The following is a 26,161-nucleotide window of genomic DNA, read 5'->3' as shown; positions in this document are numbered from 1 at the left end:
CGCATTACATCTCCTGACGAAGATAACACACCATATCTAGCGCTTTTTCTGACTGGGCTTGCACAACCTTATCAATCCCTGATTGCTCTCTCTTCTTAATTATATAGTGAAGGTTATTGTCTTTCCAATATTCTCCTCGATCTATAAGTTGTTTTGCAGCTTCGCCGAGCATTTCTTCTTTTATTTTATAACCATCTTTTAAGTTGAGCCAAGTTTCTAGCTTTTCGATCGCATCCGCTGGGTTTAATATCGCCTCATCATAATCGAACCAGAAAGAATCGTTTTGGCCATAACGACAAGCCGATAGAGCAGTGTCGTATACCCAACGACCAACAGCATACGCTACATCTTGTTTATCCGGGTTAGCACGATACCAATCGTGTTGCAGTTTATGTAGCGATGCGATATTCCCAGGCGCGGACCTTCTTGTAAAAATAAAAAGTGGGCTGTCGATATTGTCCCTTATAGACTGAACCTGATGAAGATGCGAGGGGGTCTTCTCAACCCAGCCGCTCAGTTTGCGAATACGGGTTTCCGAATCAAGCAACTCTTGAAAGACCACGAACCCCCTTTTCTTATTGAAAAATATCTCCGGGCGGGCCTTGAATCGATTTCTTTTTGCCCATGATCGCAGACTAAGGAAAGATTTCGAACACCTAACAGCTGAGACAGCGTTGGATGTGTGCGGAAGCTTTCTGAGAAAGTGAGACTCAGTGCAGGCTAAAAATGCACCCGACGTTGCCAGAAGGCTCTGCACCAGTGTAGTGCCACTACGCGGAGGCCCTACGATAAATATTCTTTTTGGTGGCATACTCGATAACCATTTTCAGATAAATCAATTCTCGGCGTCAAAGCGCCGGGCGATGCCGGGAGGATCCGGGGACCGGTCCTCTTGTGCCCGCCTATCATGTCAATCGCACCATGCAATCACAACTTTGTCTTCTGCATGGGAGCAAACTGACAATGCACGGAGAACGCCGCGTCCGCAAGGGTGTAGATCTTGTACGCCTCGACGCACAAGGGCTGGATGATATCGTGCCGGGCCACTTGGAATAGTGGGTCGTGAACGAGATCTCGAGTGTCGTCGCGGGAGCCTGTAAAGATGCCGTCCACGCACAACACGTCATGCCCCTCGTCTAAGATTCGGTCAGACCAGCGAGACTCCGGAAAACCTAGCGGCCCCGTGACCGGCACTTTCTTCCGATGTCTGTAGGGCGTGGTAGTTTTGCGTTGCTTGGCCGGCCGTTCTCACATGGTTTGTTTGTCCGTTGCATTTTCCTTGGCCTGATCACCCGGTGACGCAGTGACGGGTGCTTCATATGGCTGCACCGCATCCTGCTGCAGTTTCACGATGTAATCGCATCGCGGTTCCAAAAAACGGAAAAAACGGGGACAGATTTATTTTTCTCACGTCCAACGCGACGACGGGTGGCCCGTGCGGGGTCGCTCGATTCGGCAGCCGATGATCTGTTCCACGTTGTCCAGGGAGCATCGGTTTCCGATCAGCTGGCCGCGCTGGAGGGCCTCTCGCATCAGCGTCAGCTCCTGCTGCGGGACGCCCTGCTCCACGAAGCGAGCGTAGCATTCATGACGTTCGGCCTCTTGGGCCGCCAAGTCGAGATACGCCGGGTCGAGAGCAACCCAGGACTCCGTCTCGCCCGTTCGCTTGCGGTAGCTGCACCATGGATACTCGTTGGCAGCCGCTACCATGCTGGCCCGAACCGGGTTCAGCTCGATGTACCTCGTGCAGGAGAGCAGCTACGTGTCTGTCTGTACCGGGCTGGATTTATAACGTCCTTCCCACAACGTACCGGATCAGCCCCTCGATCTGATTGCAATACCGCGTGGTACTCGCCGCCAGAACCTTAGTCAGCCACCCTATCGCCGCGACCTCCTCGCCCGGCCCCTGCAACAGATGCACATGGTTAGTCATCGGGCAGTATGCATACACCCGAATTTCCAGCGCACAGCTCAGCTCGCGCAAACCTTCAAGGAACCGCTCGCAATCCTCGCCCCGGCAAAAAACACCTGCCGGTTGTGCGCGCCGCATTACATGGTGCGGCATATGCGGCAGCACCAGTCGCGCCATCCTTGGCATACCTTCCTCCCTAAATCACCCACCTGCTCACTGAGGCGAAAATAAATCTGTCCCCGTTTCCTTAACGGCAGTCATGTGGTCCATAGCGGAGTAACAACGCGTGCAATTCGTCAAGCGTGACCGTCATAGGCGCATCAAGTCCCTTCGTGGCCCCGGCCTGCGGACAAAGGATAGCGTCATGCCTGAGCTGCCGTTGTGCACAAATATCGCGAAAGCATGGGTTTCGATGACGGTCCGGCAGCAGTTCGATCACGGTGGTCCCTTCCTGGCACCACATCAGGTTGGTTAGACCTGCGCCATGTGTGGCGACCACTAGCCGTGCCGAGGCGAACAGGTCGATCTGGTCGGCTACGCTCATGCCGGATAGCTCCAGCACCTCTATGCCATAACGCCGAACCAGATCGCGAACCTCCGCTTCGTTTGTGACCGTTCGGCGAGGGCTGTCGCCCCTGGAGATATAGAGCAAGCGGCCGGCTTGTGGCGCGTCAATGCGCGGATTGACCTCGCGGCGGATACGGTTGACGAGCCCAGGCGTGACACCTACGGCACCCTTGCCCCGGAGAGGCACAAGAAGCTCATCAGCCGTTAACCGCTCGTGGTCGGCATATCGAGTGACTTGCTCCGGCGCGATGCCCATCCGGTGCAGTATTTCATCCTGCCAGGGTGCTCCGGCATGGGACACCAAAAAGCGATCCGGCTGCAGGCTCGAAGGGAGCGTATCGCGCAGCATCAGCAAGTCTCCGACCGTATCCAGCCAGAAATGGTAGTAGTTGCAGGCATCACTCACTTCATTGCCCAACAAGGCTACCCGGCCCTTAAGGTGGTGGCTGTTTTGCGGAAGCCGCTGCCTCTTGTGGAAGACACTTCTAATCCGTCGGGAAGACAGGTACAGAGCACCTGGATAGTTCACTCTGCGAAAGGGGTGTACGCGCACGGCAGCCCGCCGATCCAGTGGATGCCGCCCCGTCGCACTTGGCTGGAGCATGAGGACATCGGCTCTTTCGACGTGACAGACTCCCGCGAGCCCAATGGAATGCTGCTCATCCCATCGGAGTGTGTCCTGATCACGGGTTGGGGCGTACGAACCTGTACCAGGGGCCCAGCCCGACGGCTCCGCGTCGATCCAGCGCACCGGGCCAGTGTCACCAGGCCGAACCGACGTGATGTCCTCCAGCGCATGCAGTGCTCTGCGCGCTGCAGTTTTGGCCAGACGCACGGGATTCAAGTGCTGTGTCATCCAACGGGCCCCTTGTCGACAATCTTCATGCTCAAGCCAACCCTCGCGCGCGCAGGTCGTGGAACCATGAGATCGTCTGCTCCAGGCCCGCCTCGAGTGGAACGGTAGGCTGCCACCCGAGTTCGTCCCTCGCCAGGGAAATGTCGGGCCGGCGTTGCCGCGGATCATCCTCTGGCGGGTCTTCGTGGACCAGCGGTGAGTTCGAGCCCGTCTGTCGGATAATCTGGCGTGCCAGATCGAGTACTGACACTTCCTGCGGGTTGCCCAGATTGATTGGGCCGGTAAAGCCGTCGTCCGTTTTCATCAGGTCCATCAGGCCCTGGACCATGTCATCGACAAAACAGAATGAGCGCGTCTGATCACCGCTGCCGTAGATCGTGATGGGCTCGCCCTGCAGCGCCTGAACGACGAAATTGGAAATGACTCGACCATCGCGCGGCTGCATCCTTGGCCCGTAGGTATTGAAGATGCGAGCCACCTTGATCGGCATCGCATGCTGGCGCCGATAGTCAAAGAACAGGGTTTCGGAACAGCGCTTGGCTTCGTCGTAGCAGGCGCGCGGGCCAATGGGGTTCACGCGGCCCCAGTAGTCTTCCTTCTGGGGGTGCACTTCCGGGTCGCCGTACACCTCGCTGGTCGATGCCTGGAGGATCCGGGCACCGGTCCTCTTGGCCAGACCCAGCATGTTGATCGCACCATGCACGCACACCTTGGTCGTCTGAACGGGGTCAAACTGATAATGCACGGGTGAAGCCGGGCATGCCAGGTTGTAGATCTCGTCCGCCTCGACATACAGGGGCTGCGTAATATCGTGCCGCACCACTTCGAATAGCGGGTTGGGAACAAGATCTCGAATATTGTCGCGGGAGCCTGTAAAGAAGTTATCCACGCACAACACTTCGTGCCCCTCCTGCAAGAGTCGCTCGCACAAGCGGGACCCCAGAAACCCGGCGCCACCCGTGACCAGGACTTTCTTTCGAAGGCTGTATTGCATGGCAGTTTTGCTTTCCTTATCCGGCCCGTCTCACGGGGCTCGCTTGGTGGTGTCTTTGTCCACGACCTGACCATCCGGTGGCGCAGTGACGGGTGCTTCACATGACTGCACCGCACCCTGCTGCAATTTCACGATGGAATCGCATCGCGAGACAGTGCCCAGCCGATGGGCGATCATGATGATCGTCTTGGTGCTGGACAGCACGGCAACGGCCTCCATGACTGCAGTTTCCGTCTCGTGGTCCAGTGCGCTGGTGGCCTCGTCGAACACGAGTACGGGTGGATCATGGTAGAGCGCCCGGGCAATGCCGATCCGCTGGCGCTGCCCGCCCGACAAGCGGACGCCGCGCTCACCCACTAGGGTTTCGTAGCCCTGCGGCATATCCTGGACGATGAAGTCGTGCACCTGGGCCATGCGGGCGCAGCGTTCCACCTGCTCGTGATCGATCTGCTCGGGCGGCACGCCCAGGGCGATGTTTTCGGCCACGGTCGAGTCGGTCAGGAAGATGTCCTGCGGCACATAACCAAGCGCCTGTTGCCAGGCGCGCAGGTTGTCGTCGGTGATCGGCTTGCCGTCCACCACGATGGCGCCTTCGGTGGGGCGCAGCAGGCCGAGTAGCACGTCGACCAGCGTCGTCTTGCCTGCGCCGGAGGCGCCGACGATGCCCACGGAGCTGCCCACGGGGATTTCCAGGTTGATCCCATGCAGGGCCGCGCGTTCGGCGTTCGGGTAGGTGTAGTGGACCTTCTGCAGCGTGATGTTCCGCCTGGGTACTAACGGTTGAGGCGCGCGTTTGTACAATTCGGCCAACGCCGCGCGCTGATGCAGATCGTAGTAGGCGTTGTCGACCGCAGCCCCACCAAAGCGCAGTTTTGCCATGCCGGCATAGATGCGCTGGGCCGCTGGCAGCAGGCGATAGCCCGCAAATGCGTAGAGGCCAAGAATGGGCAGGATGTCGCCCAGGGCGTTGCTGCCAGTTCCGCCCTGGGTGGCCAGCAGGACCAGCGTAAGTGCGATCACACCGCCAAAACCGATCGCCTCGATGATGAACTTGGGGATTTCGCCGAGTGTCTGGTTGGTGGCCTGGTGGCGGGCCTGGCGGGCCGAGGGGCCGTCGAACCGGGAAAGGTAGGCGTGTTCGCGGCCCAACAGCTTGATGTCCTTGATACCGCCCAGGGCCTCGCTGGCGGCGGTGAAGCGCTCCTGGTTGGCACGAGCGCGGTCACGCCCCACGCGGCCGAGAACGCCCCGTACAGTGCCGAAGATCAGCGCATACATGCCACCAATCACTACCGCCACGCCCAGTGCCAGCCACGGGTCCACGACGATCAGCAGAATCACCAGCGCGATCACCACCACACCGTAGGCAACCATCTGCATGCCGGGGCGGAAGACGTTCTGCACGAGCTGGTCAACCTCGGAGAGGATGTTCTTGGCCATGTCGCCGCTGTGGCGGTCGAGGAAGAAGGCATAAGGCTGGCGCAGGTAGGTCTCCAGCAGCCGCTTGCCGATGCTGTGGCGGCGCATCTCGATGAAGCGATTCATCGCGTAGTGCGTGAGCGAGCGGAAGAAAGCGGAAAACAGAATGAGCCCGAAGGCCACCGCGCCAAGCGTCAGGATGAAGGCGTCCACCGAGGTGAAGCCAAGGCCTTCGTAGGCCGTGTTGAGCACAGGATTGGTCTGCACCACGTCGGGGTTGCCCAACACGCTCAGAAACGGCATAACCGAAGCGACACCGACCGTCTCGAGAACGGCCATCACGATCACCATTCCCAGGACAAGCCCACCACGGCGTTTTTCCTTCGGGGTGAGCAGCGCCAGCGTTTTGCGCCAAGTGTTCATCGTGCCAGCGCCCGCTGGTACGCCCGGTTTTGTAGGAGGTCAGCCCCCTGGCCGATCGGGCGCAAGACACGCCGCATCGCGCAGGGGGCTGCGCTCCTACAGGGGTAGCGGCCCCGGGCACCGTAGGAGGCCAGCCCCCTGGCCGATTGGGCGCAAGACACACCCCATCGCGCAGAGGGCTGCGCTCCTACAGCGGTATAGCCACGGGCTTGCGCAACCTGGACCATCGGGCGCAAGACACGCCCCATCGCGCAGAGGGCTGCGCTCCTACCGGGGTAGCGGCCCCGGGCACCGTAGGAGGCCAGCCCCCTGGCCGATTGGATGCAAGACACGCCCCATCGCGCAGAGGGCTGCGCTCCTACAGCGGTATAGCCACGGGCTTGCGCAACCTGGACCATCGGGTGCAAGACACGCCGCATCGCGCAGGGGGCTGCGCTCCTAAAGGGGTAGCGGCCCCGGACACCGTAGGAGGCCAGCCCCCTGGCCGATTGGACGCAAGACACGCCCCATCGCGCAGAGGGCTGCGCTCCTACAGCGCCATAGCCACGGGCTTGCGCGCCCTGGCGGATCGGGCGCAGGCCGCACCACATTGCGCTGACCAGGAAGGTCGCGGCGCGGTAGAGAGCAGCGCCATTGGTGGGGATGTTCACGAGGAGCGGGTTCCGTTGGCGTGATCCTGCGCAGGAGGCCCGCCCTCAGGTCGATGGGGCTGGTTTGGCGTCTGATCGGCCAGGGGCTGGCCTCCTGCAAGGGTACGCGTCCAAGACGCGCAGGCGGATTGGAGCATGTTTGCAACGCAGTTCTCAAGCCGCCCAGTCGGTACGACGATCAGCGAAACTGGGGACAGATCTATTTGCTTACGCCCGGCGTGATGATGGACGTAAGCAAATAAGTCTGTCCCCATTTCTCACGGAGATCCCTCGCACGCGCTCTTCGATGCGGACGAGGCCAACGGCTCCCACGCCCGCTGGCCCACATGATCAAAAGTGTGCACCCTACCCAGCCGCCACACGCCAAGTAGCTTACCAAGGCATCAACTGCAGTCAGTTAGCCGCCGAATATGCGGCTTCCACATCTAATCCCCAACACCAGGACCCAAAGGCCAACGCCCTAATGTTCAGAGGCATTAGCACACGCTCCACCATCTGATCAGCCGGGTCGTCTAGCAGAATCACGACCGCTACATCGTCATTCGGCCATCCGACATTACGAGTCTGATCTGAGCGTGTACTGCCAGAATGGCGGGATCCCGTCGTGCGGGAAGAACACGGGTTTAATCGCACCGGGCGCTGGCAGCTCGTCGAGCTCAACCGGTGGATCACCGTACTTCTCCTGATAGGCGAACAGAATCGGGTGGAAGCGCGCCTCGTCGAACGCATCAATCTGCTGATACGGCCACGGCTTCCCCATGTGCGCGAGCAGCCACTCCATGCCTCGACGCAGCCCCTGCCCTTCCGGCCCCTCGAAGGACCAGAGATCCTCGCCAATGGACTCGGCCAGCCGCGCCAGATGAATCCAGCCCTGGATCGTAAAACACTCGTAATGGGCCGAAGTGGTACGCGCCAACTCCTTGGGCAGGCTGCCATCGGGCGCGAACTGTCCCAGAATCCGCGAACGGCTGTCGCGCAGCGTTTCGCGAACGACCTTCCACTCCCCCAGAAACGCCCCGATCGAGGCCACCTGAAGGTCATAGTAGGTGCCATGGTTGTTCTGCGATGCCCGCTCGTCCAGTCCCTGCGGACTGGTCCGCAGCCAGTCGAGATAACGGCCCATCCAGTTTTCCAGCCTCGCGCGATCACTCTCGCCCAGCACGCCGCCCCGTAGCAGCAGGCGCACGCCATCCAGGAAGTAGTAAAGATCCTTGAATTCGATCAAGCCGGAACTGGAACCACGATTCCGGTTGTGCCCCCGCCGCACCTGCGCATATTCCAGGTGCGGATGCATCGCCGTGTCGGCATCCAGGAACCAGCGCCGCACCAGCCTGGCCGCATGCTCGCCGTAACGTTTGTCTCCTGTGGCGTGGTGCGCCATCGCCAGCACCAGCCCATCGTCGAACAGGCGCTGCAGCCGCGTGCGGTCGTAACGATCACTTTCCGGCTCGTACAACCGTGTCCCCGGGACCCGTTCACCGTCCCGCATCACATACGGCAGGCCCGGAATACGCAGCGGATGCGGCCAGTAGTAAGGCGCCGGATGCCAGTAATCATGCCCATCGCCACTGGGCGGCAGTGTCGTCTTGTCCACCACGCTGAACGGCCCGCGCCCGAGTGCCTCGTCCGCGTATGCCAGAAGCGGCTCGCGCAGTGACTGCGCCAGGCTTTCGTCGTTCAGCCGGTCCTCGTTGAACACGCACAGCGCCAGCCGATCGCGTCCCTCATCAAAGGCAAGCTCGTCGACACGCTCCAGCATCGCCCCCACGGCCTCGATCCGCGCAAGTCCGCGGCTCTGGAACGCCTCGTCTCCTTTCGAAACCTCCTGCTCCGCCCGGCCAGAGAACAGCCGCGCCACCCAGCCACACTCGGTATAGCAACCCGCCTCGGCCGCAAACGCGGGGAAATCCAGGTCCCAGGGCTCCTGTGGCCAGTCATCCCACGGCCCCGTCACGCCCAGCCGCCACAGCAGCTCGACCTTCGGCCGGCGGCCATAGCAAAACGCCTCGTCGAAGCGCTCCTGCGCATCCCGGCGAAAGACGACCTGCGGCTCCTCCAGCGCCTCCGGGCGAAAGCCGTCGTTCAACAGGTCCTCGTTTCGGGTAATCCGCGCCATCGGCACGATGTGGTAAGGCCGCTCCGAGCGCGCACGCACGCCCTCCACGATCTCGCTCCAGGCCTCGCGCGTTACAAAGCAGTTGCCGTCCCAGGGCAACACCCAATCGGCTCGGCCGCGACCATCCCGCAGCGCCGCGTTGCGCGCCCCGTTGTTGTTCATCACATAGTTGTTCTTGTGCCGATACAGCCGCATCAGCACCCGCCCCTGCATAAGCTCCGAAAGCTGGCGAAAGCCCCGCGTCCCCGGCGTGTACTCCGGCGGCACCCCGCACACGTCCCAGCCCACCACCCGGTACTCGTCCCAGCGAAACGGGATGTGCACATACGGCTGCCCAGCCTCTTCCAGAAGCCGCAGGATCGCCTCCTCCTCGCCGGGATCCACGATGCGATTGACCACCCACCGCTTCTCGCAGCCGGCCAGTTCCGGCTCATGCTCCAGGATCCAGGCCACATTCTCCCGCGACTGCCCCACCCGGTGCCGGGGCCAGAGGTCATTGCCCACGATCCGGTACAGCACAAAGTCGCTGCCTGTCCGCGCATCCGCACGGCCACCCCCTGCCGGCTCGCCACAGAGCGGCGGTGCTCCCCGATCCCGCGCTCGCGGCATCGCCGACGCCGCCGGTCCGCCACCGGCCTGCAACCCGAACACCAGCGACCTCAGATCGACAAACGGCCCCATCAGCGCATACACCGGACGCACCCACGGCCACGCACGCGAAAACCGGACCGCCATCGCGGCCCGCGAAACGGATCTGCGCCAGTTCATTCTGCCCCGCACCCCAGTGCGCCTAGCTGCGCACGCCAGGCTTCGGTGACCGTCGAGTGCTTGGCTACCTGCGCAGATTTCATCGCCTGTGCTTGCATCTCCCGCCACGATCCTGAGCGCGACTCGAATCGCTCGATCGCATCCATCAGTGCCACTGCCACATCCGCCTCATTGTCCGTTTGCGCCAACAGGCCGTTGTTCCCATTTCCAATAATCGCAGCCGGCCCGCCTGACGTAGCGGGAAACACGGCGATACAACCGGACGCCATGGCTTCCGTCAAAACCAGTGGAAACGCCTCGAACGCAGTAGCCGACGCCACGATAGGGTAACCCCGGTAGCGCGTGACAAGGTCGGGATCAAAACCGCGAAGACGTACAACATCGCCCAGCTTCCACTCACGAATGAGCGTCTCCATGGTCGATCGCTCGGGTCCCTCGCCGAAAAACTCCATACGCCAGCTCGGATACCGCGCGCTAACACCCGCAAACGCGCGAAGCATTGTCACACAGCCCTTGGATTCCGATAGAGCACCCGGTACCAGAATCGCGCGTCGACGGGGCAGGAGTCGCTCGAAACCAACACGCCAGCGGGAGACGAACGCCCTGTTGTCGATTGCAGGCGGGATAGTAAATACGCGGCGCGCACCGTAGCGCCGGGCGATCTCGGCCAGCCCGTCGTTCACCGTATGCACACCATCCGCCAGATCCATCCAGGCCCGATAGCTCTCCAGAGGCCTGCCCTCGGCAGTACCCGTCGTCAAGCGCGAACCCGTGTGATCGGTCAACAACAACCGACCGGCGAACTCCGGAGCGGACCGGATTGCCGCCCCAATCTCGGCATCCACCGTCGCCGGTACGATGACCAGGGCCGCATCATGAATCGCAGCGAAAAGGCTTCTGCGCGTGATGACATGAGACTTGGCTGGCACCCACTTCAGCCAGCCCTCCCCACCATCGGGTGTGGTGCTGCGCCGTTCCAGGGTCCGCTCAAAAACTTCTGGAGGATACGGATACTCACGCCGCTGAACGGCACTGCCGGGATAACCAAATCCAACGCTATACCCAAGCCCGCGCAGGATTCCCGCCAGATCGCAAAAGAACCGCGAACGCCCGCTTTTCGTCTTGGCAGGATCCAGCAGGATAGCTATGGGCTGTTCAACGATCCCACGATCCTTGGTCCGGGACTGCCACGGGTGCATTTGGCCTGTACTCTTCAAAGCCCGTCTCACCTGCCAACGCTCGGCCTGTCACCCTGCATGCTCGTAGGGAAACCCCCACCCCAATTCCACCGTGTGCTAATCGGGCGCACCCATCGCACGTTCGCAGCGACTTCGGGTTGCATTCGTCCCCTGCGGCTTCCGGTAGAGCGGGTCGCCAGAGACATCGGAAAAGACTCAGGAATCCACCCCGAGCACTTCGAAACCGCGCACGCTCTCTTATGCGGTTGCTACCTGCCCTGGGGGACTCAAAGCCCGTCCATCGCCCCTTATCCAATGGCGCAAAGGGCAAGGTCACGCCCTCTCGCCACTGCCGATTCGCCCCAGCGCGCCGGTCCTCCCCGGCCCCCGCCCCGCATCGCCCGCCGCAGCCGGACCGCCAAAGCCCTGCAAACCGAACACCAGCCACGTTGCATTCACAAACGGACCCACAAGCGCATACACCGGACGTTCACAGCACCACGAACGCGAGGCCCTCATCACCACCGCGACATCTCCAAGCCTTCTCGGGTCACCAATCATCGAGCGGATCGCGAACTTCCCGAACACCACCTTTCAAATGACTCATCAATACACTTCAATTCCGCCTCGGTGACGTACCGAGTAGCCCAACCATTCCGCGATATACTCGCCTCGTCCTCCCAAACCGGAAAACTGCTAAGAAACCGCACGCGCTCATCCTCCCGCAACCAAAGCGTGCAGCCCCCATTCTCGCTAAACAACCCCTTCGCATACTTTGAACGTGCAAAACGCCCCCTTAACCGCTGCGCTTCCGCCTCCCCATCTCTAGAGCGCTCGTAGACCCACATTACCAACCGTGAATCGGGAGTGACCTTTTCGACCCGATGACTACCCGGCGGACAAGGAATGCCAAACCAATCGCAATACCAACTCACTACGTTGCCTTTTCGCACATCCTCAAAGCGAGCAACATTCACATTCGAAAACCTCTCGCGAAAGTCCTTGATCGTAGTCTCGTAATCAAATATAGACACACATCGCGAAACAAACTCGTCCAAAGACCAATTAAAAAGCCCGCTTAACAGATTGGTCGCGTAGAGCGATTTCGCATATTGCTCCCGCTCACGGAAGCACACGTATACCGACACATCATCAAACGAATCGGCCAGCATCGCCAACCGGTCCAGGTAACGAAGCCTCTTTTCACGATGATCCTCCCGACCGAAACCATGCCAGTGCTCTTTACCCAGCGCCCTCACCGAAAACTCCTCGGCACTTAAAACTAGTACATCTGCGCGTTCCGCTTGCCTGATGATCTCTTGTTGCACATCCGCCACTTCCGCTGGCAGCACTTGCGCCAATCGATGGGCCAACATATTGTGGCTCCGCTTACAATCCGAAAACTGCGCATATTCCACCCCGGAAGTCCGAAGCCATGACACATTGTCATGCAACGCTCTTTGAAGCGATGTTGTAGCCGTTTTATGAGTTCCGGCATGCAGAACCAGACGCATATCATTCCCCTCACCTAGCGAATTCAAAGACCTCAAATTCAAACGCGCATCTGTCCCGCACCCTTCGTTTCTGCGAGTCACTTAGAATCTCCGCTGCGGACCTCCGATCTTTGCGCGTGTATCCCTTGGCCGCCGGCCTTCGTTGTGATACCGACCCTCCAAAAGCGGTGATTATCTCTGAAACTTCTTCCCACAAGCGATCAAACATAATGACACGGTCTACCAGAATTCTATCGCCCCTGGCATACAGGTATTTATCGCTTAAACGCGGATCAGCTATAACGTCCTCTATGATATCATCAATATTCCGATCATCGTTCCTTGACCGTGTCCACCAGTACGCCCTAGAAACGACCTTTTCATAAGGGTGTCGTTCGACGGTAAACGTGAGCGCATTCTCCCAGAGCTCGGGAAGTTTCGCAGCAACGCTCTCGGCGGGCATATGACCGTAGTAGCCGTTCGCACGGAGTCTTTTTCTCTGCTCGCGATGAATCTTGCCCACCAACCCCATGTCGCCCTCGATTATTGCATTCCGGTAGGCTTGCTCTTCGCTAGCCCGCTCACAATAATTCATGGGGAGACCTCCCCACTCGGCCCGCAACAGCTCGTCCTCGGGAACCATTGGCGACACGATATCGTCGCCCGCGCAAAACGGCGAAAGAACAATCTCGACGCTAGTACCCGCTGTTTTTCTGGTCTTGATAAACACGAAATTCCTTAAAAACGAAGCAATCATGGTACCTCCAACGTCTGGAGTTACGAGTACTGACGGTATCGAAAGGCAACTGAACCTGAAGCGTTCGTTAATAAGTTACCGAAAACATTACGCACTCTAGACCCTTCCTATGAGAGCATGGAGACAAACAGTTCCTGCTCTTTTTCCCAGCGATGGGTCAACGCTGGTCTGGCGTCCTCAAAATAATGTGCAGAGGCCGCGCCGGCGCCTATCTGATCCACAAACCCGAAGCCAAAACAGGATTCTCGGCGCAATTCACCTCTCACACTCTTGAGATAGGCGCTAAATGCCAACCCCATGCTTGGATCCGCGTTTAACTTTCTTTGAATTGGCAAATGAAACCCTACCGGAAGGCAGGCCAACCTAGCGCCCGTTAGGGATAGCTTAACAAAGGGCTTCCAATCCCTCGGCACATTAACGAAATCGTAAGAGCAAATAACGGCTAAACGCGCCATCTCGCTGCGTGCATTCATAGCATTTTCATTACGTGCTCCGCGCGCATGGATGGTGAACTTTTCGCCATAGTCTTTTTTAAATCTTCCGTCCATGCTAAAACAATTAAAACGGACCACTTCTTCGTGCCCATCGACAAGCTCACCTTTCCCTTGGCCCAGCTCTATCCCCGAGTTTCCCACAATAGCAATACTTCGTTCCCGTTCACTAACGAGCTGTTCCATATGGGTACTCGTCTGGGCGATTGATTCGCTCAAATCAGCAAACGGTCGCGTCTCTTGAGTCGCTCTCCCTTGACTGCCCAAATATGCAGCGAGGGGAAGGACTTTATCGTACAGTGATTCCGCGACCGGACTTGCTGAAAGCACAGCATCAACGCCCCAATGTGAGTCCAGACGAAAAGCAAGCGCAACAGCCAAGGCTAACATCCGCTTGTTTCGGAGCCTTTCGTCCTCCATTACGTCAAACAAAAACTGGAAAAGACTCTCGGTGGGACCTTCGTAACGCCACTTGTGGGAAACCCACTCCACTACAATGTCGCCCAACGTTGGAGGCCTCAATTGCAATAGCTTGTAGAAAATGTTGTCTGTCTCGGAATCACATACACGGCATCGGATCCGCAAGAACAGTCGGTCAATATCGGCGTTGTGCGGCGTCCCGCACGATTCATTCCATCGAGTAATTAAATGATCCGCTAATTCCGGCTTGTTGTGAGCAAGAATGGCACGCGCTGCCAACACAAAAAGAACCGCGCCGCGCCCAGCATGGTCATGCCGAACGCCGATGATCTTTTCCGCGATCTCGATACACGAACCCTCCGATCTACACGCACGCTCAAAGGATACAAAAGGGACGTCTGTTCTAGAACCTGGACAAAGGCCAGTACCGAACCACAGCCTTTCATTTGCCACTAGGTCCGCGAAAACTTTGTAGAGGCGTGAGGTTGACATTCCTTCTCGATATTGTAGGAAAGAGTCCGCAGCCGCGTGCAGGTCCGCCTTTACGTCGTTATACATAATCGCATTTCACCCAGGTCTCGGTTCAGCTTACGCAGCTCATGAACAGGTTTCCGCGTACCCTAGGGATCTGCAAGCACCAACCCGCCCGAACGCTCCAGCCGGTGCCGCACCCAATCGTCCAGGGGTGTTCGGGTCTCGCGAAAGCGCTGCGCCATCTCGGCCGACAACACCACGCTGTGTCGGTCGACACGGCCTTCGCCATCGGTCGCCTCGTCCGAGAAGCCCGAATCTCCGGCGTGTTCCGTGTCGTGCCGCACCTTGCGTTCCAGCAACGCATCCGAATGCTCGGGATCGTCCCATCCCAGTGTCGCCCGCAAGCGGGCGATGCTGAACGCCACCCCGTAATAGTTCGCCGGGTAGCGCTTCAGCTCGTAGGTTTCCGCATCCACGAGCCCCCGCCAGTCCAGATCGGCGCGCATCTGCTTCAGCACCTCCGCCGGCACTGCGTCCTCCAGCAGCCCTGCCTGGCGCAGCCGGTTCAGCGCGCTCAGCGAGTAATAGATCCCCCAGCTCCGATTCGGCTCATCCTGCGTCCACTCCAGCAGCGTTCGATACTGCCCCAGGCGCGCATCGAACGCCTCCCCGTCCGGAGCCTCGTCTGCCCACAGCAACCAGCCAAACCCCAGAGCCACCTTGCCCGGCAGGAAACGGTCCCGCCCGGTAAACACCGGCTCGCCGTCCAGCTCCGCCTCCGGGCCCTGCTCGACCACCTCGGCCATCAGGCCATCCAGCGTTTCAAGCACCGCCTCGCTATCCGCCGCCGCAGGGCTACTCACGACTCCCACAGTCAAGAACAGTACCGCCGCATACATCCCGCCCGGCACGCCCCCATCGGATGCCCAACCCCTGGCAAACCGCGACTGCCCGACTATATTGAACCAACGCCTGATGCAGCCCCCTATGCCGATAACTCTCGCACGCAGATATTTCACTCCAGGCAACGTTGCGCCCCTGCAGCACCGCTACCACTCATACACTTTTTGCATTTCATCGTGTCGCGCCACCGAACCCCATCTATTCAAGTGAAAACTAAATCCGCCCCCTTTAACACGGTCGGCGTAGTCGTGCCGCTCTTGTGTAATCGGATCTCCATCAGGCGAACCTGTTTAGCTCCCCAAGAAGTCTCCCATCACCCCGCCCCTATAAACAATGCACGTCGCGTCGCATCAATGCAATCATCCGGGACGTGACAGGTAACTCCTCAATTATGCACAACAATAATAGGATACGGCCACTATAATCGAGCGCGCGAGATACGATCAAGCCAATCCGCCCCAGACACCAAAACGACATCCCGATTCTTCTCATCTGCCAGAAACTTCTCGGCCCTAAACGGAATAAGCCCACTCCCAGAAACTTCGAACAACTCTCCAAATTCCTCTATGTCGCCAATAAATTTCTCCAACGAGCCTCTCGCCTTCCTCATGCATTCCGGATTAAACTCAATAATCGCAAGATAGTTCTCCATCCTCTCCAGCCAATCGCATGCACCGCTTAGAACATCCACCTCCGCCCCTTCCACATCAATTTTCAAGACAGCGCTATCATCCGACCACATACATGATTGCGCCAAATCACTCAAACGGGCAATGGGAACTTCAATTACCTCAAATCCCTTTACTTCTCCCTCGCTCCGATCAAAAACAACTGAAGAGACACCAGACGATCGCTCACTCTTTGCAAATTCCACGGTTCCCGCCTGATCTCCTATGGCAACCATATATCTTGCCATCTTCAATCCATCTGGGTGTTTTCGGATAGAGGTTTCCAAGTATCCACTCAATTCCGGATTCGCTTCGAAGAGCCTTACCGTAGCACCCTCAGGGTAACGAACGCCAAGCGCAATCTCCCCATAATTTGCTCCGACATCCAGAAAATGTGTCGAGAAATTCTCTCGGGCCGCCCAATCCCACACCCTATAAACGGCCTTCTGCCCCAGGCCGCCCTTTCTCTTCATCATTGCAACCCGGGAATCCTCAGGATTAACAAAAACCTCGAATCCATTCCGACCGATCAAGGCAGTGCCATGCTCAAACGCATCCAAGCCGCGCTCAGGTTGAGGGCCCACCAGTTGACCGTAGCAATCATTGGTATGTTTCCTCGCTAACATATTGTTAAAGACTGACCCAGAAGAGCCTTTTCCATTCCCCAAGCGCTCTTTGTAGATATCAAAAATGTTCCTTACATGGGTACTTGGACTAAACCGATGCTTTAAGGAAGATTCTTCCCGCGTCGCCCTTTCCTTGAATTTATTGGGATCTCGGATAAGGCTTATACAACTTTTAATTAAATCGTCCAGGCCATCATCAAGAGAAAATAACCAGTCCGGCGCGTAAGGCTCAAGAACATGGACATGCCCACCAGATTTATTCGCGAAGACTGGGACACCTAACTGGCCCGCCTCGACCAAGGTTCGCCCAAGCGGTTCTTCGTCCGCTAGTGCCAACAGGCAATCCAGTCCTGCGATGCTCTCGAATGCAGGCGACCGATAGCCGGCCAGAACGATGTTATATGGTTTTTCTCCACCACAATTCTCGGATTGCAGGATTCTTGCCACCTCTGCACACCCACCCCCGATTGCCACGAAATAAACGGGCGAGCGCAGATTACTAGAGGACCATTCGAGAAAAACGCGTCGAGCGAGCTCGACAAATCGATCCCAACGCTTTCTTTGGTTAGCACTTGCGACTGCGCCAAAAACCACCGCACCTGACTCAAGTCCCAGCTCACTCCGAAGGCGAGCGTGAGCTTCTTCAGGATTGATCTCAGACGGCACATCGACGGGATTCTCAACTACTAGGATCCTTTCTTTTTCGCCTTCTGCGGCTAGGCCACGTACATAATCGGATATAGCGAGGACTACGCTAGCCTGCCGGATAAGGTGAGCTCTCTTGTGCTTGAATAAGCCACGCTCATGCCAGACGTGAGGAAGCATCAATCGTTCTAGAAGCACGCCCCAAGTCGAGTGCATAGAGGCATCGTTAGTATGTATGGCGTCCACCCCAATTGTATTTAGTGCTTTTCGCCATGCCGGGATAAACTCTTGAACTTTCTTCTCTTGCTCCGAATCAGAAGGCATATCCTTTCCCATATAGGGCGAATCGACGGTATAACAAGGGACGCCGTACGAACTACAGTATTCTGCCCACGGACCAACGGTCTTACGAAGCTCACCAGAACACTCCGCGGTAGAAGCTCCATCTTTGTGCAAGAGGACGACAGCATTTATACCAGCCGCACGAAGGCCCGATGCTAGTAGCATCATGGAGATTGTAGAACCGCTTGGTTTAAGAACCCTCTTTGCTCCACGGTGAGGAAACGCAATTGTCAGGGGTATCGCCGATCTTTCGTCTTGTTTGTGTCTCCGGCACTTCGTTTCGAAGACACTGTGGTTCGATGGCGTATTTACCTTTGTGGATGGGAGGCGTGAAATTAGCAAGGACGAAATGGAAAGCGGCCAGTAGGCCTGTACCCCATCATGGGGTGGGAAGGAGACACGCACAGGACGCTCGTTAATCGAGATTTTGGCGAGCACGAGTCCTAGTTCTTTTGCCAAAACTTTCAACGGCCAAAAGCGGAGATCATGGAACTCGTCGATCTGAGGATAAGGCCACGGGAAGCCTTCGTGCGCCAACAGCCACTCGACGGCCTTGCGTAAGGGATGGTCGGGTTCGGCGGCACGCGCAACAAAGCTGCCGTCGAAACGGGCGGCCAGGTTCAGCAGGTTCAGCCAGCCCTGCAGGGTGAAGCAGCAGTAATGGGCCGTGATGGTCCGGGTCATCTCCTCGTACTGGATGCCGGTCGGGGAGATCTGCAGCGGGATCCGCTCTTCGGCCCGGGCCAGCGTGGCGTACAGGGTATCGTGTTCGTCCAGGAATGCGGCGACCGCGGCCACCTGCAGGTCGTAATAGGTGCCGTGGTTGTTTCGGGCCTGGGCTTCCTTTGTGCCCTGCTCGCTGGTGAGAAGCCAGTCGAGATAGTCGCGGAACCAGGCGCGCAGGCGCTCCAGTTGGTCGCTGGAGAGCGCGCCGATATGGTGCAACAGGCGCACGGCATCCAGGGCGTAATACAGGTCCTTCATCTCGATGATGCCGGTCTGTGCACCGCGGTTCCCGTTTCGGCCCCAACGCACCTGCGCGTAAGTGAGATGCGGGTTCATGCGCGTGGCCGGGTCGATGAACCAGCGCTCCAGCCAGCGAACGGCATGAGTGGCGTGGCGCTGGTCTCCGGTCACGAAGGCGGCCAGGGCCAGGGTCGTGGTGTCGTCGAACAGCCGCTGCAGCCGGGTGCGGTCGTAGCGGTGGCTCTCAGGCTCGTACATGCGGGTACCGGGCACACGTTCACCGTCGCGCCGCACGTAGGGCAGGCCATCCTTCGTGTCCGGGTTGGGCCACCAGTAGGGCGCGGGGTGGTAGTAGTCCTGCGGGTCGCCGGAGGGGCCCGGCTCGGGTTTGTCCACCGGCGATTCCGGCTGGCGTTCCAGCGCATCCGCCGCATTCTGCAGCAGGGTTTGCAACAGCCCGGCCCGGGGGCCGGCCTCGCTCTGCTCCTGGTACTCGGCGCGCAGGGCTTCGATCGCTTCAAAACGGTAGCTGGTCAGACCGATGGGATCGGGCTGCGCGGAGACTTGCCGCGTCACATGGTTGATGGCGGCACGAATCGCCTTCTGGCGCTCTACACCACGATTCTGAAAGCTCTCGTTTGTAGAGGCCTCGAGATGGGCCTTTCCGCTGGCAAGGCGCGCCACCCAGCCGGCCACGCCCCAGGCACCGGCCTCGGGTGAAGGCTCGGCTCGCGGCTGGTCCCAGGAGGCATCTTTCCAGCGATCCCATTTGCCCGGGATGCCCAGGCGCCAGAAGAGTTCCACCTTGGGGCGTCGACCGTAGGGGTGGTTTTCGCCAAAGCGTTCGCGGGCATCGCGACGGAACAGCAGCTGCGGCTCTTCCACCGGACTGGGGCTAAAGTTGTCCCGCAGCAGCTCGGCATTATCCGTGATGCGCTGCATGGGCACGGCGAAATACGGCAGGTACGGCGCGGCGCGCACGGCCGAGCGGATGGAATCCCAGGCGGAGGGGGTGACGAAACAGTTGCCATCCCAGGGCAGCACCCATTTGGCGCGGCCGCGCCCGTCCTCCAGCGCGGCATTGCGCGCCCCGTTGTTGTTCATCAGGTAAAGGTTCTTCTTCCGGTAGGCCGCGGTGAGCACTCGATCCTGCTGCAGCGGCTCCAGATTGTGAAAGGCCGCGGAACTGAGGAAGCCCGGCTCCGGATAGGCGGAGTAGTCCCACCCGATCTGCGCGAACGCCGCGGCGTCGAACGGGATCTCCAGGTACGACTGGCCGTGCTGCTCCAGCAGTTCAATAATCGCCTGGCGTTCGCCGGCATCGAAGATGCGGTTGAGCACCCAGCGCTTTTCGCAGCCTGCCAGCTCGGGCTCGTTTTCCAGGATGAAGCGCACGTTCTGACGCGACTGGCCCTTGGCATGGCGCGGGTAGAGGTCGTTACCGATGATGCGGTACAGCACAAAGGTGTCCGCCTCTTCACTCAGTGGCGAAGCCTCGTAGGCAGCTTTCCGCTCCGCATCCGCCGGGCAGCGGTGGGCGTACAGGGCTTTCAGTTCGTCAGGAAGGCTATCCAGGTCCATGGTTCTGTTGCTCGTTCAATCCGTTCGGGGGCTGTAAAAAACCCTTTCATCAGTGGGTACGGGCACGCAGTAACACTTGCGCAACCAGGTATGCAAATCGTGCCAAGCCGGTCTCCCCACGGCGCCCGGCGTGCCCGTAGTCCGCACGTACCGAGGCATGACCCCGGAAACCATGGGGCCAGGCACAATGGGACCTATTGATCCAGCTCAGTTCAGAAGCGTTTGGGTCGTTTGGGCAGCCGCGTGCGGTCGGCTGGCCGGCGCATGATAACCCGACGATAGGCCCGGCCGGCTATCCGAACCGGCGCCATTACCTTCCAGCTCGTGGAGTTCACCAGGGCGGTGATCTTTTTTTCCAGCGCCAGGGCGTAGCGACGGATGGCCTGGATATCGCCTTCGGTGATCCGCCTGGCGAGCTCGTCCCGCCCTAAACGGGCGTATTCCGCGTTCATCGCGTCGGGGCGCGAAGGCCACTGGTTGTGCCCGGGCACCCGGCCACCGACCAGCCCCTTGAGCCGCCGATGGAGCACCCGGCCCGCACCGGGCGTACGCCAGGACCGGCTGCTTAACAGGGCGGTGTACTGCTTTTCCAGTTTCTCCGCATAGCGGACCATTTCCAGGTAGTGGCGTGCGCGCTCCCGGCGGTCCTTTTTCGCCCTGGCGATTTGCTTGGCGTCTTGCTTCGCACTTGCCGGCTTCGCACGCCGGGGCGCTGCCGCGTCACCCTGGCCTGCCGGGGCCGCGTCATTGTGGACGGTGGACGGAGCCACCACAGTATCGGCCGATGGGCCCGCATCGCCCGCGCGAGCGGCATACCACCCCCACATCGCGTTGGCGGTATCCAGCTGCGCCTGCAGGTACTGCAGCTGCCTCTCATGCTCCTGTTGCAGGCTATCGGCCTCGGCCGGCTCCTGGCGGCCGGGCTCGGCCGGGGCAGGCGGGCGGCTGCGCAGCTCGGTCAGTTGCTTGCGCGCATCCCGGAGTTGCCGTTTGAGCTCGTTTTCCTGCTCGGCATTGCGCTCCCACATCGTGTTGGCGGCCTCGATCTGGGCCTGCAGGTAGTGCTTCTCCCGTTCGTGTGCATCCCGGTATTCCTGAAGCTCCCGCTGCTTGTCTGCCTCGGCCGCCTCGATGGACTGCTGATGCTCCGTGCGGGCCTCCTCCAGCCGTTCCTGGGCGTTTTTGAGCGCCTTGCGAGCATCGGCGCACTCCTTGCGGCTGGCATTGAGCTCGTTGCGCAGCTCCCCGAGTTTGTGCTTCAGCTCGGACTCTTGTTCGCCGTGGTGGCCCCACATGGTGTTGGCGGCCTCGATCTGGGCCCGCAGATAGCGCTTTTCCTTCTCGTGCGCGTCCTGGAGGTCTTGCAGTTCCTGCAGCTTGGAGGCTTCGGTTTCCTCCAGTGCGGCTTTGTGCTCTGCGCGAAGCTGTTCCAGCTCTTTGCGGGTGTCCGCGAGCTGCTGCTCAAGGGCCTCTGCCTGTTCGGCATGGCGGTTTCCGGTGGCAGTGGCCGCGTCCAGCTGAGCCTGAAAGCCCTGGCGTTCGCGGACGTGCGCTTCCCGGATGTCGCGAAAGGTCGCGTCTGTCTGTTCGGCCGCACGTTTGCGTTCGGTCGCGAGTTGCTGACCGCGCGCCTGGGCGATATGCGCCAGGGATCGCAACTGAACGCCCAGATCCTCCAGCCGGGCGATTTGCTCGCCGTCCCAGTGCGGCGTGGTTTGGCCGCCGTCCGCGGCCGCCGCGCCGGACAGCGCGTTGCCGTCCGGCTGCCACAGATTCTCCAGCAGGTGATGGCTGCGGGTCACGCGGCGCAGCCAGTCGTGCGCCACCCGAAAGCCGTGGCCATCGGCCTCCTGCGGTTCCCATAGCTGGAGCCCGTGCTTCTCTCCCACGCGGCTGATCAGCGCCATGGCCATGACCGTGAATGCCACGTAGTCCTGGGGGTACGCGCGCTCCAGCTCCGCGGGCAGGCTGCCGTCCTCCAGCATCTGCTCCTGCAGGCGCGGGATGGAGACATCGCGGGCGATGCCGGTCGCCAGGTCGTCCTTGCCACAGAAGTCGGCGTACACCATCCGCTGCAGGTCGCACCAGAAGGCGATGTTGTTGTTGCGGCTGGCGGCGGCCTTTCCGAACTCGCTTTCCATCATCCACTGCAGCAGCTCGGAAAACCATTTCTGGATGTGGTGCACGTCGTCCGCGGCAAGGCCACCCGCCGCCTCCAGCAGCCGGGCCGACTCGGTGATGTAGATCAGACGCCGGGCCTCGATGATGCCCTGCCAGCCGCCATCCTTCTCGCCGGGTACAGACTGCGCATACTCGAAGTGCGGGTTCTGCCGGGTTTCTTCATCCACGCACCATGCGCGCAGCAAGCGCGCCCCCTGGTCCGCATAACGCCGGTCGCCGGTCAGGAAGGCCGCCAGCGCAAGCGCGAGTACGGCCTCGGCAAATGCCTCTAGCTCGGAGAAGTCGTAGGTGTCGGAATAGCAGTCCGGGTTGATCCGCCCGTCCTCCCGGACGAAGGGCAGACCATCGGGGGTGTCCGGGTTGGGCCACCAGTATTTGGCCAGGCTGTGGTAGTCGTGTGGGTCGCCGGATGCGGGCCTCCCCTGCTTGTTCGTCACCGAGAAGGGGCCACGCTCCAGCAGTTGGTCGGCTTTTTCGCACAGGCTGTCCACTGCCCGGCCGATCTCGGGATCACCGGCTTCGTACCGGTCTTTCATGAACGCGAGCTGCTCACCCCGAAACAGACAGGTATCCGGCTTGACCAGCGAGACGTCGGCCTCATAAGCGGCGGGAACCCGAAACCAGACATAGCCCAGCGGCACACCGAGACACACGTCCAGAAGAATCGCCTTCTCGATGGAGACGAAACCGCCACCTTGTTCGGCTGGACCGGAAGGATGAGCTTCTGTCGGCATTGTGTGGCGAATCCTTTTGCGGTTGTTACTTTGGGTTATACACCGACTCGGCGCGGCGGGGCTGCGCCGAGCGCCCTATGACCGCTGACGGCGCGACAGGCGCATCAGCAGGCGCAGCGTCTCCATCAGTTCGTGGCCCCACAATCGGGACTGAACAGCCAGGCTGACCAGCCGATACCGGACGGGGTATTGGCTCGCCAGCGCATACCGGTAATACAGGGCTACGGGCGGAAGCAGTGTCCGTAACACCCAGTACGTGCGTGAGGTGCTCGAGCCGCACAAGATCTGTCCACCCTTGATTCGACGCGCCTTGGCTACCACTTCTTCCCAGGACTCGCGGGCCGGGTGGTACACCAGCGCCTCGGGGACAAAGCGGATGGGATACCCGCGGGCAACCGCGCGGCGGCAAAGATCAGCATCACCACCCGAAAATCGCGTGGCGTCGAAACCACCCAATTCCTCCAGAACCGGTCGTGGAATCAGAAGGTTGGCGGTGGCGGCATACCCGCGGCGCACGTAGTGCTCCTGCGGGATGCCGCGAATCAGGTCATAGATCTGGTAGGCATTGGGCCGAAGAGTGTCCGCATACATCTCGACGGGGCCGGCCAGCAGAACGTTTCCGGGCTCTTTTCTGCTTGCGTCTCTCATGGCTTCGAGCCACTCGGGCACCGGGCGGCAGTCCGCATCCGTGAATACCAGCCAGTCCCCGGCGGCTGCCGACACCCCGGCGTTTCGGGCGGCGTAGGAACCCCGCCTGTCGCACTGCAGGATACGAACGTTACGGGGAAGCGTTTTGGGCGCCGTGAAGGCCTTCAAGCCGTTGTTGATCAGAATGACTTCGAACTCGTCTTGCGGCAGGGTCTGCGCTCGCAGGCAATCCAGCAGCTCGGGTACAAGCGACCAGTGATCATAGACCGGCACAATGACGGAGTAAGCCGGGCGGGTTGGCTGCTTCCCCTCGCACTGACATGTCACGTCGGTTGCAGTCACGGCAGGAGCCCCGGTCATGACGGCTCAACCTCAAGAACCGCGGCCTCGTGCTCCGCTGTCAGCAGCCCGGCGATTCGCGGCACCAGTCTGAGCGCCCGGGCATAGCGCTGCCGGTCGAAGAGCCGTTCGAACTCATAGCTCAAGGCGGCGAGTATCAAACCGCGGTGCGGGCAGCGGAGCTCGTCGCTCATCTCCTCGAGTGCCTGCAGGCTTTTCGGCTTGCCCGGCCAGGAGGCCCCTGCGGGTTCGATCACCCATTGCCCCCAGTGGATCAGGCACGCCTGCCCCGAGCGGGTCAGCACGATGTTGCCAGGCCCTATGCCAGCGGTTGTGAGCGCAGGAGGCAGCGCCGCAAGCTGGTCGCGCCAGTTTTGCAGCTGGGCGCGAAGCGCATCCAGTTTCGTCTGTGTTGCCGGATCGGTTACGGCGATCTGCAGGCGATCCAGCATGCCTTCGTGCAGGCGCTGCCAGAGCATCAGCCGGGAACGCTGGTAACGGGTCAGCAGGGACTGCGGCGGACGCACCAGGAGCAGGGCTTTGCGAATCTCCTCTACTCCCCGGGAGGCATCGCCCTGGCGTTCCGGAAGCTCTTCGGGAGCCTGAAGCACGTGGCAATGAAAGCCTCGAACCTGCGTGGCGCCGACCCATTTCAGCCCGGGCAGGCCTTCTGGCGAATCCGCCAGCAAGGTCGCTTCGTGCTGGGCGTACGAGGCGCGCCCAGGCGCGAACAGCTTGATGAAGAGGCTCCGCTGCCCTGGCACGACGCAGCGCAGGACACCCACATTGGAAACGTCTGTCTGCCACCACTGGATATCCAATTCGGCGGGCACAGTCTCGCCAAGCATTTCCGCGACCAGGTCCGGCACCCATTCCCGTCGGGCTTTTGGCGCCAGCAGCGTCCAGATCGATTCCTTTTTGTCGTCCCCTTCCGGGCTGAAGGCAGTCGAGTGGAAGAACAACGCGCTCAGCTTGGCCTTCTGGCTGTGCTGCCCCACCAACCCCGAGACCACACTCGACAGCCGCCCAAAGCTCTGGCGCGACAACAACAACGCGATGATGGCGGGGATCAGCCCCGGTGGATCCAGATACAGGAAGTCGATGACCAGGTAGGCAAAGGCCAGCATGAAACCCGTACCCGAAAGGACGCTTAGCCAAGCGTTCAGGTTCTCCTGAAAACGGTTGCGGAAACCCGTGTTCGTGGCAAGCATGCTCACGAGCACCGCAGTTACCAGGGCCAGGTAGCCGGAGACAAGGAACGCCACACCCGGATACAGCCAGAACAGAACCACCACCGCCAGCAGCAGGAACACGGCGCCCGCAATCACCTCGGCATGGCGCTTGTACGCGCGGGCGGCGAGCTCGTCCTGGTTCTCGAACAGGACCATCTTGCGGCTGCGCGCGAGCAGGGCCCGGGAACCCCGCTCGCCGCCAAACTCCACGATCCGTTCCGCCACCAGATACAGGGCGTAGAACGCGACGGTGGCAATACTCAGCCAGACGATCAGCGCATCGCGGTCAAACTGCTCGAAGGCCGGCGGGAAATACCGCGGGATGCCGTCCGAACCCAGCAGGATGATGACCTTCAGCGGAAGGAAAAAGGCGAGCAGCATGGACAGCTGCGATACCAGGGTAAACAGCACCACCCCACTGGTAGCCGTTGGGACGGCCCAGAAAAACTTGGCTCCCAGGCGGCTATTCCATCTCAGGCTGTCCAGAATGTCGCGAATCAAGCTGTTCAACCGCTGCCGGGATCAAGGAGACAGGATCGTCGAGGGGGCTCGGCTCCTGTGTGCGAAAAGGAGACAAGGATACTACGCCCCTCATGGCACCTGACAGCTCGAAAATCCCGATCTTGTCGGCCCGGTCACGGATATCAACAGCAATACAGCAGGCTGCGATGACGCGGCTCATGCAAATGGTGCCACCAAAGTCCCAAATCAACCGACGCCGGCCGATCGGCATCACCCACCACCCCATCGCGCAGAGGGCTGCGCTCCTACCGGCGGG

17 protein-coding genes are annotated in these 26,161 nt (G+C 60.2%); all 17 read right to left on the bottom strand.

Annotated features, from left to right (window positions below):
* Window positions 1-4: 4 nt before the first annotated feature.
* Window positions 5-811: a sulfotransferase gene (locus F467_RS13485; protein ID WP_081601227.1), complete on the bottom strand. Its 807-nt coding sequence runs from the start codon at window positions 809-811 to the stop codon at window positions 5-7.
* 596 nt (window positions 812-1,407) lie between these two features.
* Complete coding sequence (locus F467_RS13915; protein ID WP_051068179.1) at window positions 1,408-1,710, bottom strand: hypothetical protein; 303 nt, start codon at window positions 1,708-1,710, stop codon at window positions 1,408-1,410.
* Between the two features lie 76 nt (window positions 1,711-1,786).
* Window positions 1,787-2,089 (bottom strand): transposase, encoded by a 303-nt coding sequence (locus tag F467_RS13910; protein ID WP_051068180.1) that lies wholly within the window; start codon window positions 2,087-2,089, stop codon window positions 1,787-1,789.
* Between the two features lie 70 nt (window positions 2,090-2,159).
* Window positions 2,160-2,897: a DUF563 domain-containing protein gene (locus F467_RS0107940; protein WP_231362276.1), complete on the bottom strand. Its 738-nt coding sequence runs from the start codon at window positions 2,895-2,897 to the stop codon at window positions 2,160-2,162.
* A 469-nt stretch (window positions 2,898-3,366) separates the two neighbouring features.
* Window positions 3,367-4,329 carry a UDP-glucuronic acid decarboxylase family protein gene (locus F467_RS0107935; RefSeq protein ID WP_018139578.1) on the bottom strand — a complete coding sequence of 321 codons (963 nt, stop codon included), beginning with the start codon at window positions 4,327-4,329 and terminating at the stop codon, window positions 3,367-3,369.
* A 30-nt stretch (window positions 4,330-4,359) separates the two neighbouring features.
* The gene (locus tag F467_RS0107930; RefSeq protein ID WP_026182233.1) at window positions 4,360-6,171 is read right to left on the bottom strand and encodes an ABC transporter ATP-binding protein; all 1,812 of its coding nucleotides are present in this window, start codon (window positions 6,169-6,171) and stop codon (window positions 4,360-4,362) included.
* A gap of 1,206 nt (window positions 6,172-7,377) precedes the next feature.
* Complete coding sequence (locus F467_RS0107925; RefSeq protein WP_018139576.1) at window positions 7,378-9,672, bottom strand: alginate lyase family protein; 2,295 nt, start codon at window positions 9,670-9,672, stop codon at window positions 7,378-7,380.
* Window positions 9,673-9,701: 29 nt separating this feature from the next.
* Window positions 9,702-10,904, bottom strand: a complete 1,203-nt coding sequence (locus F467_RS0107920; protein WP_018139575.1) for a glycosyltransferase family 4 protein — start codon at window positions 10,902-10,904, stop codon at window positions 9,702-9,704.
* A gap of 536 nt (window positions 10,905-11,440) precedes the next feature.
* On the bottom strand, window positions 11,441-12,397 hold the full coding sequence (locus tag F467_RS13675; RefSeq protein WP_155987373.1) for a hypothetical protein: 957 nt from the start codon (window positions 12,395-12,397) through the stop codon (window positions 11,441-11,443).
* Window positions 12,398-12,407: 10 nt separating this feature from the next.
* Window positions 12,408-13,133 carry a hypothetical protein gene (locus F467_RS0107915; protein WP_018139574.1) on the bottom strand — a complete coding sequence of 242 codons (726 nt, stop codon included), beginning with the start codon at window positions 13,131-13,133 and terminating at the stop codon, window positions 12,408-12,410.
* Between the two features lie 107 nt (window positions 13,134-13,240).
* Window positions 13,241-14,536 carry a glycosyltransferase family 29 protein gene (locus F467_RS13475; RefSeq protein WP_196799689.1) on the bottom strand — a complete coding sequence of 432 codons (1,296 nt, stop codon included), beginning with the start codon at window positions 14,534-14,536 and terminating at the stop codon, window positions 13,241-13,243.
* 128 nt (window positions 14,537-14,664) lie between these two features.
* A complete protein-coding gene (locus F467_RS0107910) occupies window positions 14,665-15,381 on the bottom strand; it encodes a hypothetical protein (RefSeq protein ID WP_231362275.1) in 717 nt (238 codons plus the stop codon).
* Window positions 15,382-15,839: 458 nt separating this feature from the next.
* The gene (locus F467_RS0107905; protein ID WP_018139572.1) at window positions 15,840-20,249 is read right to left on the bottom strand and encodes an FkbM family methyltransferase; all 4,410 of its coding nucleotides are present in this window, start codon (window positions 20,247-20,249) and stop codon (window positions 15,840-15,842) included.
* Between the two features lie 212 nt (window positions 20,250-20,461).
* A complete protein-coding gene (locus F467_RS0107900) occupies window positions 20,462-23,164 on the bottom strand; it encodes an alginate lyase family protein (protein ID WP_018139571.1) in 2,703 nt (900 codons plus the stop codon).
* A 75-nt stretch (window positions 23,165-23,239) separates the two neighbouring features.
* Window positions 23,240-24,172, bottom strand: coding sequence for a glycosyltransferase family 2 protein (locus F467_RS0107895; RefSeq protein ID WP_018139570.1), 933 nt, complete (start codon window positions 24,170-24,172; stop codon window positions 23,240-23,242).
* Window positions 24,169-25,797, bottom strand: coding sequence for a hypothetical protein (locus F467_RS0107890; protein WP_018139569.1), 1,629 nt, complete (start codon window positions 25,795-25,797; stop codon window positions 24,169-24,171). The genes F467_RS0107895 and F467_RS0107890 overlap by 4 nt, the downstream gene beginning before the upstream one ends.
* Before the next feature lie 49 nt (window positions 25,798-25,846).
* Window positions 25,847-26,161 (bottom strand): hypothetical protein (locus F467_RS13810; protein WP_231366548.1); only part of this gene is annotated, 315 nt, incomplete at its 5' end.

It is taken from the genome of Thioalkalivibrio sp. ALJ12 (assembly GCF_000378305.1).
GTDB lineage: Bacteria > Pseudomonadota > Gammaproteobacteria > Ectothiorhodospirales > Ectothiorhodospiraceae > Thioalkalivibrio.
The sequence above is the reverse complement of the archived record's forward strand: the minus strand, read 5'-3'. Positions and strand labels throughout refer to the sequence as shown.

Bases quoted from the DNA above. Each gene is read 5' to 3' on its own strand.
- F467_RS0107935 (WP_018139578.1), bottom strand. From the start codon at position 4,329: ATGCAATACAGCCTTCGAAAGAAAGTCCTGGTCACGGGTGGCGCCGGG.
- F467_RS0107905 (WP_018139572.1), bottom strand. From the start codon at position 20,249: ATGGACCTGGATAGCCTTCCTGACGAACTGAAAGCCCTGTACGCCCAC.
- F467_RS13910 (WP_051068180.1), bottom strand. From the start codon at position 2,089: ATGGCGCGACTGGTGCTGCCGCATATGCCGCACCATGTAATGCGGCGC.
- F467_RS13485 (WP_081601227.1), bottom strand. From the start codon at position 811: ATGCCACCAAAAAGAATATTTATCGTAGGGCCTCCGCGTAGTGGCACT.
- F467_RS0107895 (WP_018139570.1), bottom strand. From the start codon at position 24,172: ATGACCGGGGCTCCTGCCGTGACTGCAACCGACGTGACATGTCAGTGC.
- F467_RS0107930 (WP_026182233.1), bottom strand. From the start codon at position 6,171: ATGAACACTTGGCGCAAAACGCTGGCGCTGCTCACCCCGAAGGAAAAA.
- F467_RS0107920 (WP_018139575.1), bottom strand. From the start codon at position 10,904: ATGCACCCGTGGCAGTCCCGGACCAAGGATCGTGGGATCGTTGAACAG.
- F467_RS13675 (WP_155987373.1), bottom strand. From the start codon at position 12,397: ATGCGTCTGGTTCTGCATGCCGGAACTCATAAAACGGCTACAACATCG.
- F467_RS13915 (WP_051068179.1), bottom strand. From the start codon at position 1,710: ATGGTAGCGGCTGCCAACGAGTATCCATGGTGCAGCTACCGCAAGCGA.
- F467_RS0107925 (WP_018139576.1), bottom strand. From the start codon at position 9,672: ATGGCGGTCCGGTTTTCGCGTGCGTGGCCGTGGGTGCGTCCGGTGTAT.
- F467_RS13475 (WP_196799689.1), bottom strand. From the start codon at position 14,536: ATGTCAACCTCACGCCTCTACAAAGTTTTCGCGGACCTAGTGGCAAAT.
- F467_RS0107915 (WP_018139574.1), bottom strand. From the start codon at position 13,133: ATGATTGCTTCGTTTTTAAGGAATTTCGTGTTTATCAAGACCAGAAAA.
- F467_RS0107900 (WP_018139571.1), bottom strand. From the start codon at position 23,164: ATGCCGACAGAAGCTCATCCTTCCGGTCCAGCCGAACAAGGTGGCGGT.